Source organism: Microbispora sp. H10830 (assembly GCF_014161375.1).
Classification (GTDB): domain Bacteria; phylum Actinomycetota; class Actinomycetes; order Streptosporangiales; family Streptosporangiaceae; genus Microbispora; species Microbispora catharanthi.
Genome location: NZ_JABBWX010000001.1, coordinates 832,195 through 845,531, shown reverse-complemented (window position 1 = coordinate 845,531; position 13,337 = coordinate 832,195). Strand labels below are relative to the sequence as shown.

The window sequence follows — 13,337 nt, the reverse complement described above, 5'->3', positions numbered from 1 at the left end:
TTATCCCTTGACCGCGCCCGCGACGAGGCCGGAGACCATCCGCCGCTGGACCAGCAGGAAGAAGACGAGGACCGGGATGGTCATCAGGGTGGAGGCGGCCATGATGCCGCCCCAGTCGGTCGAGCGCTGGCCGACGAAGAACTGCAGCGCGACGGGCATCGTGTACTTGCCCTGGTCGCCGATGAGGGTCAGGGCGTAGACGAACTCGTTCCAGGTGGTGATGAACGCGAAGATGCTGGTCGCGACGAGGCCGGGCGCGACGAGCGGGAACAGCACCCGCCAGAACGTGGTGAACCGGCCCGCGCCGTCGATCCAGGAGGCCTCCTCCAGCTCCTTGGGCACGGCCGCGACGAACGTGCGCAGCATCCAGACCGAGAACGGCAGCGTCAGGCCGACGTTGATGATGATCAGGCCGAGCAGCTGGTCGTACAGGCCGAGCCGCTTGACCATGGTGAACAGCGGGATCAGCAGCGCCTCGGCCGGCACCATCTGCACGATCAGCAGCAGGATCAGGAACGAGGTGCGGAACCGGAAGCGGAACCTGGCCACCGCGGTCGCCGCGAGCAGCGCGAACACCGCGCCGAGCACGACGGCGCTGAGCGCCACGAGGGTGCTGTTGAACAGGTACTGCCAGATGGAGTGGCCGGCGACGCCCTTGGTGAAGACCCGCGAGATGTGGTCCATCGAGGGCGGGCTGGGGAACGGGATGAAGCTCGTGGTGAAGATCTGGTCGTTCGGCTTGAAGGCCGTGGTGACCATCCAGTAGACGGGGAAGACCGCGAAGAGGAACACCACGACCCCGGCCGCGTTCAGCGCGGCCCGTCCGAGCCTCCTGCGGGCGAGCGGGCTCATCGGATGTCGTCCTCCGTCTTCACGATCTGACGCACGTACACGAAGGTGATCAGCAGCAGGATCACGGTCAGCACGACCGCGATGGCGGCGCCCAGGCCCATCTTCGGCGGGCTGCTGAACGCCTCGGCGTAGCTCCACAGCGACAGGTTGAACGCGTCGCGGTTCACCGTGCCGCCGGCCAGCAGGTAGAGCTGCGTGAAGACCTTGAAGTCCCAGATGATCGACAGCACGACCAGCACCGAGAACACCGGCTTGAGCAGCGGAAGCGTGATCCTCCTGAACGTGCGGACCGCGCCCGAGCCGTCCATCTTCGCCGCCTCGTACAGCTCCGAGGGGATGCTCTTGAGCCCCGCGAGCACCGACACCGCGATGAACGGGAACGACGCCCACACCACGGCCACGATCAGCACGAAGTAGAGCGTGAGCGTGTCGTTGAACCACGGGTGCCCGCTCCAGTCGGCGCGGCCGAACAGCGGGTTCGACAGCCAGTCGGGCAGGAGGTTCAGCGTCCAGTTGACGATGCCCGAGTCGGAGTCGAACAGCCACTTCCACACGATCGCCTGAGCGGTGGGCGGGGTGGCCCAGGCGGCCATGATGCCGACGATCACGAAGGTCGACATCTTCGGGCCGAGCTTGTTGAGCAGCAGGCCGACGAGGGTTCCGAGGACGAGCGTCAGCGCGACGGTGACGACGGCGAAGAGCACCGTGTTGCGCAGCGACGACCAGAACAGGTCCGAGTCGAGGATCTGCGAGTAGTTGTCCCAGCCGATGAACTCGGCGGGCGCGGGGTTGACGGCCTTGATCTGCCGGAGCCCGACCTTGTGGAAGGACATCTCGACCATCTGGTACAGCGGGTAGAGCAGCAGCACCGCGATGACCAGGAAGCCGGGCAGGAGCAGGACGTACGGGACGGCCTTCGGGGAGAGCCCCGGCCTGCGCGCCCGCTTGCGACTGCGCCGCGACGGGGCGGAGGTGTCGGCTCCGCCCCGGGCGAGGGTTGACGATTGAGTCATGATCTACTGGTTGAGGATCGTCTCAAGCTCGGTGTTCGCGTCCGTCAGAGCCTGGTCGACGCTCTTCTTGCCCTCGATCACCTCACGCGCCGCGTTCTGCAGCACGGCCTTGGTGTCGTTGGCCTCCGCCCAGTTGGGGCTGGCCGGGAAGCCCTTGGCGACCTTGAAGGTGTCCGTGAACGGCTTCTGGGCGGGGTCGCCGCCCATCTCCGCGAGCGCGTCGGGGTAGAGCGGGAGCAGGCCGCCCTCCTTGGCGTACCGGACGCCGAACTCCTTGCCCGCGGCGAGCTTGACGTACTCGAGGGCGAGCTCGGGGTTCTTGGCGTCCTTCCAGACGGCGATGTCGTTGCCGCCCTGGAAGGCCGGGGCCGGGCCGGAGCCGTCCTTGGCGGGCAGCGAGAAGAAGCCCATCTTCGACTCGTCGACCTTGCCCTTGCTCTGCTCCTTGATCGCGGCGATGTCCCAGCCGCCGGTGACGTACATGCCGACCTTGCCGGCGGCGAAGCGCTGGGCGATGTCGACGGAGTTCTGCGTCAGGCGGCCCTTGCCGGAGACGCCGTCCTTGGCGACCAGGTCCGTGTAGAACTGGAAGCCCTCCTTGAAGGCCGGCTGGGTGAGCTGGCCCACCCACTTGCCGCCCTCGAACTTGGCGAAGTCGCCGCCGGCGGACCAGACGAACGGCGACAGCGACATGTTCGCGTCGGAGCCGCCGTTGAAGGCGAAGCCGTCGACGTCCTTGCCCTGCTTGTCCACGATCTTCTTGCCCGCGGCGACCAGGTCGTCCCAGGTCTTGGGGACCTCGATGCCGAGCTTGTCGAACCAGTCCTTGCGGTAGAGCACGGCGCGGGTGCCGCCGCCCCACGGCACGGCGTAGATCTTGCCGTCGATGGTCTCGTAGCTCCACAGGTTCTGCGGGATCTGCTGGAGCTCGGGGTCGCCCTTCGCGGCGTCGGTGATGTCGGCGAGCGCGTCCTGCGCCACCCAGGCGGCGACCTGGTCGTTGCCGAACTCGGTGACGTCCGGGCCCTCGCCGCCGGCGAGCGCGGTGGTCCACTTCTTCTGGGCGTCGGGCCAGGGGATCCACTGGACCTTCGCCTCGGCGCCCGTCTTCTCCTTGAACGCGGCGTTCAGGTCGTCCATGTATTTGGTGAAGACGTCGGTGGGGGCACCGAGTCGCCACACGGTAAGAGTCTGGCCGGCGAACTTCGGACCGCTCGCGGCCGCGGAGGCCGACGGGGCGGTGGTGCTACCGGAGTCGTCGCTTCCGCAAGCGGCGAGTCCCAGGGCCAGGACAGCGGTCGCGGTGGTCGCGACCGCGATCTTCACGATCTTCACGATGGGTCTCTCCCTTCCCGGCTTCGCGTCGGGGGTGCGCCTCGTGGGGGGTGTCGGCGGACCGCTCACCTGCTGGAAGGCGCTCTCCTTTCGGTCGGCGCTCTGGCGTCCCGAGGCTGATCGGTTGCCTCCGGGCTGGCAGGCGATAAACTAACAAGAAACTTTCTTATAAAAAAGACCGCGTTAGCGGATCGTGACGAGAGGGGAACCAGCCGGTGCCTCAACGACCGGGTACGCCTCGGCTGCTTCGGCAGATCAACGACCGCGCCGCATTGGAACTCCTCATCTCCAGAGGCCCGCTGACCAGGGCCGAGTTGGGAGAGCTTACCGGGCTGTCCAAGGTCACATCCGGCCAGCTCCTGGCCCGGCTGGAGACGCGCGGGCTGGTCACGACCGCGGGGGAGCGGCCCGGCGGACGCGGCCCCAACGCCGCGCTGTACGGGGTCAACCCCTCCAGCGCGTACGTCGCCGGGCTGGAGGTGCTGCCGGACAGCGTCACGGCCGCCGTCGCCGACATCACCGGCACGGTCGTCGCCCAGGTGACCGTGGACCCGAGCGAGGCCCGCGATCCCGTGGGCATCGTCCACGAGGCCGTCCAGCGGGCCTGCGGGACGGCCGGGATAGAACTCACCCGGCTGCGCTGCTTCGTCATCGGCACGCGCGGAGTGGTCGATCCGATCACCGGCGACGTGCGCTACTCCGTCGACCTGCCCACCTGGCACGTCGGCATCCTGGCCGGGCTGCGCACCCTGCTCGGCGAGTGCGTGATCATCGAGAACGACGTCAACCTGGCGGCCCTCGCCGAGCAGACGTACGGCGCCGCGCGGGGCGCCGACGACTTCGTGATCCTGTGGACCGGCGTCGGCCAGGGCCTCGGCGTCATGCTCGGCGGCCGGCTGCATCGGGGCATCACCGGCGGCGCGGGCGAGATCGGCTGGCTGCCCGTCCCCGGGGAACCGCTGCCGAGCGAGGTCACCGCGCCGCAGACCGGCTCCTTCCAGCGCCTCGTCGGAGGAGAGGCGCTGTGGAACCTGGCCCGCGCGCACGGCCTCGCCGCCCCGGACGTGCGGGCCGCCGAGGTGGCCGACCTCGTCCGTACGGCCATCGACGCCGGCAACGAGGACTTCGTCGAGGATCTGGCCGGACGGCTCGCCGTCGGGGTCGCGGCGGTCTCCGTGGTCCTCGACCCGGGACTCGTCGTGCTCGGCGGTGACGTGGGCAGGGCCGGCGGCGTTCACCTCGCGGAGCGCGTCGAGGAGGCGGTGGCCCGGGTGTGTCCGAGCCGTCCCACGGTGGTGGCGACCGAAGTGGAGGGCAATCCAGTTCTCATGGGTGCGATCGTCGCGGCATTGGACCGAGCGCGTGAAGAGGTCTTTTCGGACACCGTCTGACGATAGGTTGATCCTTGTGCCCGACTCTCCGCGTGATCGCTCCACCGTGCCCGGCCTCGCCGAGGGTCCGGTGCTCATCTCCGACCCCCGCGTGACCTCGATCGGCGTGAGCGAGTGCGGGGAGAAGCTGAGCGACGTACGGGGGCGGCTGCGGGTGGACGGGCGGCTCGCCGACCCCGCCGGGGCCTACGCCCACCTGCGCGAGGGCCTGCTCGCCCGCCTGGAGGAGGCACAGGAGCGCCTGCCCGCCGGGTGCAACCTGGTGGTGGTCGAGGGTTACCGCCCGCCGGCGCTGCAGACGAAGTACTTCGAGGATTACAAGGACGAGTTGCGGGCGGCGTTCCCCCGGATGTCGGGCGCCGAGCTGCACGTCGCCGCGAGCCGGTACGTCTCGCCGATCGAGGTGGCCCCGCACACGGCGGGCGCGGCCGTCGACCTCACGCTGTGCGACGACCACGGGGTGGAGCTCGACATGGGCACGGCCGTCAACGCGACCCCGGAGCAGAGCGGCGGCGCGTGCTACACCGACGCCCCTGTGGGCGCCGAGGCGCGGCGCAACCGCGACGTGCTGCGCGCCGCCCTGGAGGCGGCCGGGCTGGTCAACTACCCGACCGAGTGGTGGCACTGGTCGTACGGCGATCGTTACTGGGCGATGACCCGCCGCGCCCCCGCAGCCATCTACGGCCCGGTCGAGTTGTAGGGACGGCCCGATCGACGGTGCGGGGTCAGGCGTGCGCCCGCGCCGACGTGCCGGCGCGGGCGGTTCGGTAGGACGGCGTGGCTCAGGTGAGCTGGATGTAGTCCAGCTCGGCATAGCCGGTGCCACCGGAGAAGCCGGGGGAGCCCTTGGCCAGGCGGATGACGTTGTATCCGGCCTTGAGACCGACACTGGTGCTGACGGTGGCGCCGAACTGGCCCCACCCGGAGGTGGCCGGGTAGCTGACGGTGCTCCACGACCCGCCGTTCACGGCCAGGCCCTGGGTGGCGGTGGCGTCGTCGCCGTTGGCGTAGCCGATGGTCATCGTGTACGTCCGGGCGGTCGGCACGTTCACCACGAAGTCCACGTAGCTGTCCGTCCGGTGCGTGCTCGTGTTGTTGTCGATGCGGCCCACATAGCCGCCCTCGGACGCGCTGGAGCCCGTCTGCCGCTGGGCGCGGAAGACCGACGCGTTCTCCGCCTCGTAGCGCTGCTGGTAGGACGGCACCCCGGCGGCCGGCTGGACGACCACGTGGTAGGCGTTGGAGGTGGCCATGTTCGGCACCGTCACCAGTAGCTGATCGCCGGTCACCCGGTAGACGATGTCGGAGATGGCGGTGGCCGCCGGGACCGAGGTGAAGCGGTTCGGCGTGTGCGTGGACTCCAGCGTGACCCGGACGGAGGGACCGAGCGCGCCGATGCCCGTCAGGCGGACGGTGTTGGTGCCGGACTCGTCGCCCAGGACCACGTTGACGATCTTGCGGGTGGAGTCATAGGAGGCGAAGCCGTCCAGCCCGGTCTGGGCGGGCGGGGTGGTGGTGACCATGCGGCCGGCCATGTCGCCGTACCACTTGTACAGCCACCAGGTGCCGGTGGGTTGGCTGTTGTTGACGACCAGGCCGTTCATGGTGCCGTATTCGTACCAGAACGCCCGGTGCGCCGTTTCGACGCCGGCGCGCTCGAACTTGGCCACGTAGCTGGCGATGCGGCCGGGGACGTCCACCTCACTGGTGGCGGCGTACTCGTTGATCGAGATGCGCCGGGGGCTGATGCCGAGCGAGGACTCCAGGGAGCGGTAGTCGGCGATGTGCGCGGCGATGGCGGTGGGGTCGCTCAGCTCGTGCCAGCAGATGATGTCGGGCAGCGTGCCCGCGGCCTTGGCGCTGCTCAGGAACGACGACAACCAGGAGCGGTTGTAGTAGGCGATGCTCGGGCCGACGATCGGCGTCGTGGTGTCCAGTGCCCGGACCGCCCGGTAGGTGCGCGTCCAGCCGTCGTTGAACGACCCGGCGGCGGAGGTGTTCCAGGTCCAGTTGGGCTCGTTCCACAGCTCCCAGCCCTCGATGTTGGTCACCGAGGTCGCGTTGAGCCTGGCCCGGACCATCGTGTTCACCTTGGCCAGCCAGTCGTCCCAGCTCACCCACTGGTAGGGGAAGTTGGGGTAGATGTCCGGCATCCGGATGTACTCCCCGGCGCCGACCCGGGTGGCCTGCGGGGCTACCAGCAGCGAGTCGCCGCCGGGCGGCTGGCCGTTGGGCCTCTGGCCCACGCCCGGGGCGGGCTGCGTCAGCGAGTTGACCTTCAGCGGCAGCAGGGTCGAGTCGGCTGGCTTGCTGTTCTCGGCCAGGCCGTACAGACCGCCGGTGGCGACATGCGTGACCGGCCGGAACGGGGAGCCGGCTGCCACGGTGAGCACTTTCCCCACGGGGTTCGTCGGCGGCGTGGTGCCGGAGGGGCTGACCGAAGGGGTCGGCGACGGGCTCGCGGACGGGCTCGTGGAGGGGCCGGCGGACGGGCTGGGCGACGCACTCGGACTCGAGTCGGGTGACCGCGTGGGGCTCGCCGATGGGCTGGCGACGGTGCCGGTGCAGGGGGTGCCGTTGAGGGCGAAGTCGGTGGGAACGGGGTTGGAACCGTTCCAGGAGCCGTTGAAGCCGAAGCTGGTCGTGCCGTTGGTGGGGATGGAGCTGTTGTAGCCGGCGTCGTTGACGGTGACCTGCGCTCCCGACTGGGTGTGGCTGCCGTTCCAGAGCTCAGTGATGGTCTGCCCGGCATCGAACGACCAGGTCAGCTTCCAGCCGTTGACCGGATCACCGATGTTGTTAACGCTAACATTCGCACCGAAGCCGCCCGGCCACTGATTGGTGATCGTGTAGGTGACCTGACAGCCGGTCGCGGCCTGGGCGGTCAGGGCGGGCGCAACAGCGCCGGCGGTCCCGGCGCAGACGACGGCGGCCAGCGCCAGTCCTAACCGGTGGGAGAAGAGTCGCATCTGTCTCCTTGAAGACGGTGGGTGCGTTGACGGGAGAAGGGAGCCCATGAGAGAGCCGCTGACGTGGAGCACTGAGCGGGCGTGGCCTGATGCGGCGGAGCGGCCGTTCTGATCCGGCGGTTGACGCCGGCAGGCGGCGATCGACCGGACCGCCACCCTCGGCCGGCTCGCGCGCGTGCCGGCTCATCCGCCCCGCGAGGCCCCGCCCGGACGGTTCCGGCGGGGATGACAACAGCTGGGACATCGGTTGCCGGTCGGTTGCCGATAGGAGGGCAGGAGGCCGGACAGGAAAGCCATCAAGCACTTCACCTGCCGGGTTTGTTGTCACCGCCGCTCCCGAGGAGTCCGACAAACGATTTCCTACGCGGAAACTTTGCGTTTCCCGGCGGACCGTACGCAGGGGGCGGGTCAAGCGTCAACGGACATGTCGGCGGCGGACGGCCGGACAATCGATATGGCGCCGTTCCTGTGCCGCCCACGGGAGGTGTCGCGCCTTCGCGTGATCAGAGGATCGGCTGAAAATTACATGTCCAGGGAAGACGGCCGGCAACGCCATGCCTGCTTTCGCCTGCGCGGGTGGCGGCCGGAAATCGCGTGTCGCCCTCTGTCCGAACCCATCAGTGGCCGGAGCCCCCTAGGCGGTGCCTGCCGAGCCGTGGCGGAGGGTGGATTCAGGCGCGGATGCGCAGACCGCGGGGGGTGGGGTGGAAGCCCGCGGCTTCGAGCGCCGCCGCGAGGGGAGAGTCGGCGATGGCGGTGCCGTCGGCCCGCTCGACCGTCAGCTTCCCCAGGGCTCCCCGCTTGACGGCGACCGCCAGGGCCAGCACGGCGGACCGCAGGTCCTCCTCGGGCCCGAACGACAGCAGGGTCTTCCCGCCGCGCTCGACGTAAAGGATCAGCGCGCCCTCCACCAGCACCACCAGCGCGCCGGCCTTGCGGCCCGGCTTGTGGGTCACGTCGTCCGTGCGGTCCGGCCAGGGCAGGGCCGCGCCGTACGGGTTGGCCGGGTCGGTCGCCGCGAGCACGACCGCACGGCGGGGCGGCGGCGGGGCGGGGATCGACCACAGGTCCTCAACCGGAGCGGGACGCGTGGAGGACATGGCGCGCATGCGGTCGACCGCGCCCGGCAGGGCGAACTGGGCACCGCCCAGACCTTCGACGAAGTAGCCCCGGCGGCACCGGCCGCTCTCCTCGAACGCGCGCAGCACCTGGTAGACGGCGGAGAAACCACCGGGCAGGCGCTCGGCCGAGATGCCGCCCCGCGTCAGCACGCCGTGCCGCTCCAGCAGGACTTCGGCCTGCGCGTGGGCCCGCTGGGTGGCGTCGGCCGACGGCGAGGGCAGCGGCCACCATCGGCCGCTCACGGTCGGCGGGCCGCTTCTCGTCGGCAGCACCGCGCGGCGGCGCCTGGTCGCCGACGGCCGGTGGGCGGGCCGCCCGGTGCCCAGCGTCGAGCGAAGCGGGGCGAGCGTGTCGCCGGTGACCCGGCCCGCCCACACGAGGTCCCATAGGGCCGCCGCGAGCGTCGTGTCGTCCGGCACCGCGCTCGCACGCGCGACACCCGCCGCCTCGTCCGGGACGCGGCCGAGGATTCTGGCCCGGCGCGCCGAGGCGGCGTCCTGGCCGGACAGGGGCGGCACCTGCTCGCCGAGCGCCGCCGCCGCGATCCGGTTGGACAACTCGCGGAAGAACAGCGCTCCGCCCCCGCTCAGGATCTCCAGGACCTGCTCGTGCAGCGGAGTCATGGTGATCTCCGACGGCGCGGGGAGCAGCAGGGGTGCGGTGTCGGCGAAGTAGAGACCGACCCACCCGTCGCCGCCGGGCAGGGAACCCTGGCCCATCCAGACGACCTCCCCGGACGAGGTCAGCTCGTCGAGCAGGGCGGGGGAGTATCCGGGCACTCGCGCGGGGAGCACCAGCGACTCCAAGGCGGAAGCGGGGACGGCCGCCCCCTGCAACCGTTCGACCGCCGTGATCAGAGCGTCCATGGCCCGCGCCGGGCCGTGGCCCTGGCCGTTCTCGGCGCCGGGCCTCGAGAGCCCGGTCCGGCCGCCGTTCCCGCCCTGCCCGCCGTCGGCCGGCGTGACGCTCTGCGGGACGACGCCGTGCCAGGCGGGCAGGAACGCCGCCAGCGTCTCCGGGGGGACCGGTTCGACCTCCTTGCGGAGCCGCGCCAGCGACCGGCGCCGCAGCAGCCGCAGCACCCCGGCGTCGCACCACTCCTCGCCCCGGCCCCCGGGGCGGAACTCGCCCGCGACGACCCTGCCCGCCGCCGCGAGACGGCGCAGCGCCTCGTCCACCACGGCGACGCCCACGCCGAAGCGCGCGGCGGCCGTGCCGGAGGAGAACGGCCCGCGGGTGCGGGCGTGGCGCGCGACCAGGTCGCCGAGCGGATCGGGGGCGGCGGCCCGCCCCGGCCCGCCGGACCCACCGGCGAGGGGCGCTTCGAGGAACTCGTGCGGGACGCCCACCGGCAACGGCACCCCGAGCGCGTCGCGCAGGCGCCAGGCGTCCTCCACCGCGGCCCATTGCTCGTGGCCCGCCACGCGTACCCGGATGGCCCGGCGCGCCCGTTCCAGGTCGGCGAGCCAGCCGGGATCTCCTTCGCGGATCGAGACGTCCTGGGCGAGCAGCGGGCCGTGCGAGCGCAGCAGGTCGGCGAGGTCCTCGGCGTCGCGCAACGGCCTGTCCAGCCGGGCCAGCTCCCGCTCGGTCTCGGCGACGACATCCGGGTCGAGCAGCTCCCGCAGGTCGGCCTGCCCCATGAGCTCGGCGAGGAGCGCGGTGTCGAGGGCGAGTGCCTGCGCCCGCCGCTCCGCCAGCGGCGCGTCACCCTCGTACATGAACGCGCCGATGTAGTTGAACAGCAGCGACGCCGCGAACGGGGACGCCTGGGAGGTCTCCACCTCGACCACCCGCACCCGGCGGGCGGCGACGTCCCGCATGAGCTCCACCAGGCCCGGCACGTCGAAGACGTCCTGCAGGCACTCGCGCATCGTCTCCAGCACCACCGGGAACCCGGCGTACTTGCTCGCGACGCCGAGCAGGTGGGCCGCCCGCTGGCGCTGCTGCCACAGGGGGCTGCGCCTGCCGGGCGAGCGGCGGGGCAGCAGGAGGGCGCGTCCGGCGCACTCCCGGAACCGGGAGGCGAACAGGGCGGAGCCCCCCAGCTCCTCGATCACGACCTGCTCGATCTCCTCGGCGTCGAACACCGCGACGTCGGTCGGCGCGTCCTCGAAGGTGTCGGGCACGCGCAGCACGATGCCGTCGTCGGAGTGGACGGCCTGGACGTCGACGCCGTACCGCTCGCGCAGCCGCCGCCCGATGGCGAGCGCCCAGGGGGCGTGGACCCGCGCGCCGAAGGGGGAGTGGATCACCACGCGCCAGTCGCCCAGCTCGTCGCGGAACCGCTCGACCACGAGCGTGCGGTCGTCGGGCACATAGCCCGTCGCCTCCCGCTGCTCGGTCAGGTAGGAGAGCAGATTGCCGACGGCGTAGTCGTCGAGCCCCGCCGCGCGGATCCGCTCGCGCGCCGACGCCGCGTCGCCCCGGCCGCCCGCTCCGGCGGCCGACAGCTCGCGGAGGAACGCGCCGATCGCCCGGCCGAGCTCGGCGGGCCGGCCCGGCGCGTCTCCGTGCCAGAACGGCAGCTTGCCCGGCTGCCCGGGGGCGGGGGAGACCAGGACCCGGTCGGCGGTGATGTCCTCGATCCGCCACGAGGTCGCGCCCAGCACGAACACGTCGCCGACGCGGGACTCGTAGACCATCTCCTCGTCCAGCTCGCCCACGCGCGACGCCTTGTCGCCCACCAGGAACACGCCGAAAAGCCCGCGGTCGGGGATGGTGCCCCCGTTGGTCACCGCCAGGCGCTGGGCCCCGGGACGGCCCTGGAGGGTGCCCGTCACCCGGTCCCACACGATGCGCGGCCGCAGGTCGGCGAACTCCTCGCTCGGGTAGCGCCCGGCGAGCATGTCGAGCGTCGCCTCCAGCGCGCTGCGCGGCAGCGTGGCGTACGGCGCGGCCCGGCGCACCAGCTCCTCCAGCGAGTCGACCGTCCACTCGTCGAGCGCGGTCATCGCGACGATCTGCTGGGCCAGCACGTCGAGGGGGTTGCGCGGATAGCGGATCTCCTCGATCTGCCCCGTGCGCATGCGCTCGGCCACGACGGCCGTCTGGACCAGGTCGCCCCGATACTTGGGGAAGATCACGCCGCGGGACACGGCCCCGACCTGGTGCCCGGCGCGGCCGATGCGCTGCAGGCCGCTCGCCACGCTGGGCGGCGCCTCGACGCAGGCCACCAGGTCGACCGACCCCATGTCGATGCCCAGCTCCAGGCTGGAGGTGGCGACCACCGCGGGCAGACGGCCCGACTTCAGCGCCTCCTCGATCTGGGAGCGCTCCTCCTTGGAGACGGAGCCGTGATGTGCCCGCACCACCTCGGGGATCGCGCCGCCCGAGGCTCCCGCCTGGGCCATCATCTCCGACGGCATGGCCGGCGGGCCGGTGCGCCGGGCATCCCCGCGCCGGGCATCAGGCCGAAGGGCGTCCGTCCGCCCGGTGCCCCCGGGCTCGCTGTCCCCGTGCGCGCTGTCTTTGTGCCGGCTGTCCCCGGGCTCGCTGTCCTCGTGCGCGCTGTCCGCGTGTTGGGCGTCAGGTCCTTCGTGCCGGTCCGACCATTGCGCGTGCAACTCCTCGAAGGCATCCGACCAGTGGGCCGGATCTCCGAGGCCCGGGCTCGCACCCTCGTCCGGCGCGGGCGCGGTCCGCCGTTCCCAGGCGAGCTCGTTGAGCCGGGTGCACAGGCGCTCCGACAGACGCCGCGAGTTGGCGAAGACGATCGTGGACCGATGGGCTTCGATCAGGTCGAGAAGGTGCTCCTCGACATGCGGCCAGATGCTCCTGCGGTGCTCCGGCGACTCGCCGTCAGCGCCGGGAGGAGGCGGCGCCAGCTCGGTCATGTCCTCCACCGGCACCACGACGTCGACCTCGATGACCTTCTCGGAGGGCGGCTGCACGACCGTGGCCGGGCGGGACCCGCCGAGGAACGTCGCCACCTCCTCGACCGGCCGCACGGTCGCCGACAGCCCGATGCGCTGGGCCGGAGCGGGCAGCAGGGCGTCGAGCCGCTCCAGGGTCAGCGCGAGGTGCGCCCCGCGCTTGGTCCCCGCGACGGCGTGGACCTCGTCCACGATCACGGTCTCGACGCCGCGCAGCGCCTCGCGCGCCTGCGAGGTGAGGATCAGGAACAGGGACTCGGGCGTCGTGATCAGGATGTCGGAGGGCCGGGCGGCGAAACGGCGCCGCTCCTCGGCCGCGGTGTCTCCGGAGCGGATCGCCACCGAGATGTCGGGGGCGGGCAGGCCCATTCGCAGCGCCGTCTGCCGGACGCCCGTGAGCGGGGCCCGCAGGTTCCGCTCGACGTCCACCGCGAGGGCCTTCAGGGGGGAGACGTACACGACCCGGCAGGGCCGGGGCGGCTCCCCGTCGTCCTTCCGGCCGCGTCGCGCACCGCGGCGGCCGCCGGGCCGCCCCACCTCGGCTCCCGGCGAGGCCGGGCGGGTCGTGTGCTCGACGGCGAGCCGATCGATGGCCCACAGGAAGGCCGCGAGCGTCTTGCCGGACCCGGTGGGAGCGACCACGAGCGTGTTCTCACCCCGCGCGATCGACGACCACGCGCCCTCCTGCGCGGCGGTCGGCGTCGCGAAGGCGCCGGTGAACCACTCCCTGGTCACAAGGCTGAAGCCGTCGAGCGCACCCACCTGCCCATCATGCATCGC

General features: G+C 71.6%; 7 protein-coding genes. 2 read left to right on the top strand and 5 right to left on the bottom strand.

All coding sequences use genetic code 11. The annotated features are described in order from the left end of the window. The 3 genes from HHX35_RS03935 to HHX35_RS03925 are packed head-to-tail and all read right to left on the bottom strand — an operon-like array spanning position 1 to position 3,200. Positions 1-852 carry a carbohydrate ABC transporter permease gene (locus HHX35_RS03935; protein WP_139576133.1) on the bottom strand — a complete coding sequence of 284 codons (852 nt, stop codon included), beginning with the start codon at positions 850-852 and terminating at the stop codon, positions 1-3. Further along, a complete protein-coding gene (locus HHX35_RS03930) occupies positions 849-1,865 on the bottom strand; it encodes a carbohydrate ABC transporter permease (RefSeq protein ID WP_182897585.1) in 1,017 nt (338 codons plus the stop codon). The genes HHX35_RS03935 and HHX35_RS03930 overlap by 4 nt, the downstream gene beginning before the upstream one ends. A 3-nt stretch (positions 1,866-1,868) precedes the next feature. After that, a complete protein-coding gene (locus tag HHX35_RS03925; protein WP_182897584.1) occupies positions 1,869-3,200 on the bottom strand; it encodes a sugar ABC transporter substrate-binding protein in 1,332 nt (443 codons plus the stop codon). A 215-nt stretch (positions 3,201-3,415) separates the two neighbouring features. Here HHX35_RS03925 and HHX35_RS03920 point away from each other — a divergent pair, with 215 nt between their 5' ends. Together HHX35_RS03920 and HHX35_RS03915 are read left to right on the top strand one after the other, a co-directional pair. Next, positions 3,416-4,591 carry an ROK family transcriptional regulator gene (locus HHX35_RS03920; RefSeq protein ID WP_182897583.1) on the top strand — a complete coding sequence of 392 codons (1,176 nt, stop codon included), beginning with the start codon at positions 3,416-3,418 and terminating at the stop codon, positions 4,589-4,591. Between the two features lie 16 nt (positions 4,592-4,607). Continuing rightward, the gene (locus HHX35_RS03915; protein ID WP_310738885.1) at positions 4,608-5,291 is read left to right on the top strand and encodes a M15 family metallopeptidase; all 684 of its coding nucleotides are present in this window, start codon (positions 4,608-4,610) and stop codon (positions 5,289-5,291) included. An 82-nt stretch (positions 5,292-5,373) separates the two neighbouring features. Here the strand turns inward: HHX35_RS03915 and HHX35_RS43130 are convergent, their stop codons facing one another. Beyond that, positions 5,374-7,560 carry a cellulose binding domain-containing protein gene (locus HHX35_RS43130; RefSeq protein ID WP_259404699.1) on the bottom strand — a complete coding sequence of 729 codons (2,187 nt, stop codon included), beginning with the start codon at positions 7,558-7,560 and terminating at the stop codon, positions 5,374-5,376. 671 nt (positions 7,561-8,231) lie between these two features. Then, a complete protein-coding gene (locus tag HHX35_RS03900) occupies positions 8,232-13,334 on the bottom strand; it encodes a DEAD/DEAH box helicase (protein ID WP_182897582.1) in 5,103 nt (1,700 codons plus the stop codon). Between the last annotated feature and the right edge of the window lie 3 nt (positions 13,335-13,337).

Excerpts from the sequence above, each read along its gene's own strand:
- HHX35_RS03935 (WP_139576133.1), bottom strand. The coding sequence starts at position 852 with ATGAGCCCGCTCGCCCGCAGGAGGCTCGGACGGGCCGCGCTGAACGCG.
- HHX35_RS03930 (WP_182897585.1), bottom strand. The coding sequence starts at position 1,865 with ATGACTCAATCGTCAACCCTCGCCCGGGGCGGAGCCGACACCTCCGCC.
- HHX35_RS43130 (WP_259404699.1), bottom strand. The coding sequence starts at position 7,560 with ATGCGACTCTTCTCCCACCGGTTAGGACTGGCGCTGGCCGCCGTCGTC.
- HHX35_RS03900 (WP_182897582.1), bottom strand. The coding sequence starts at position 13,334 with ATGCATGATGGGCAGGTGGGTGCGCTCGACGGCTTCAGCCTTGTGACC.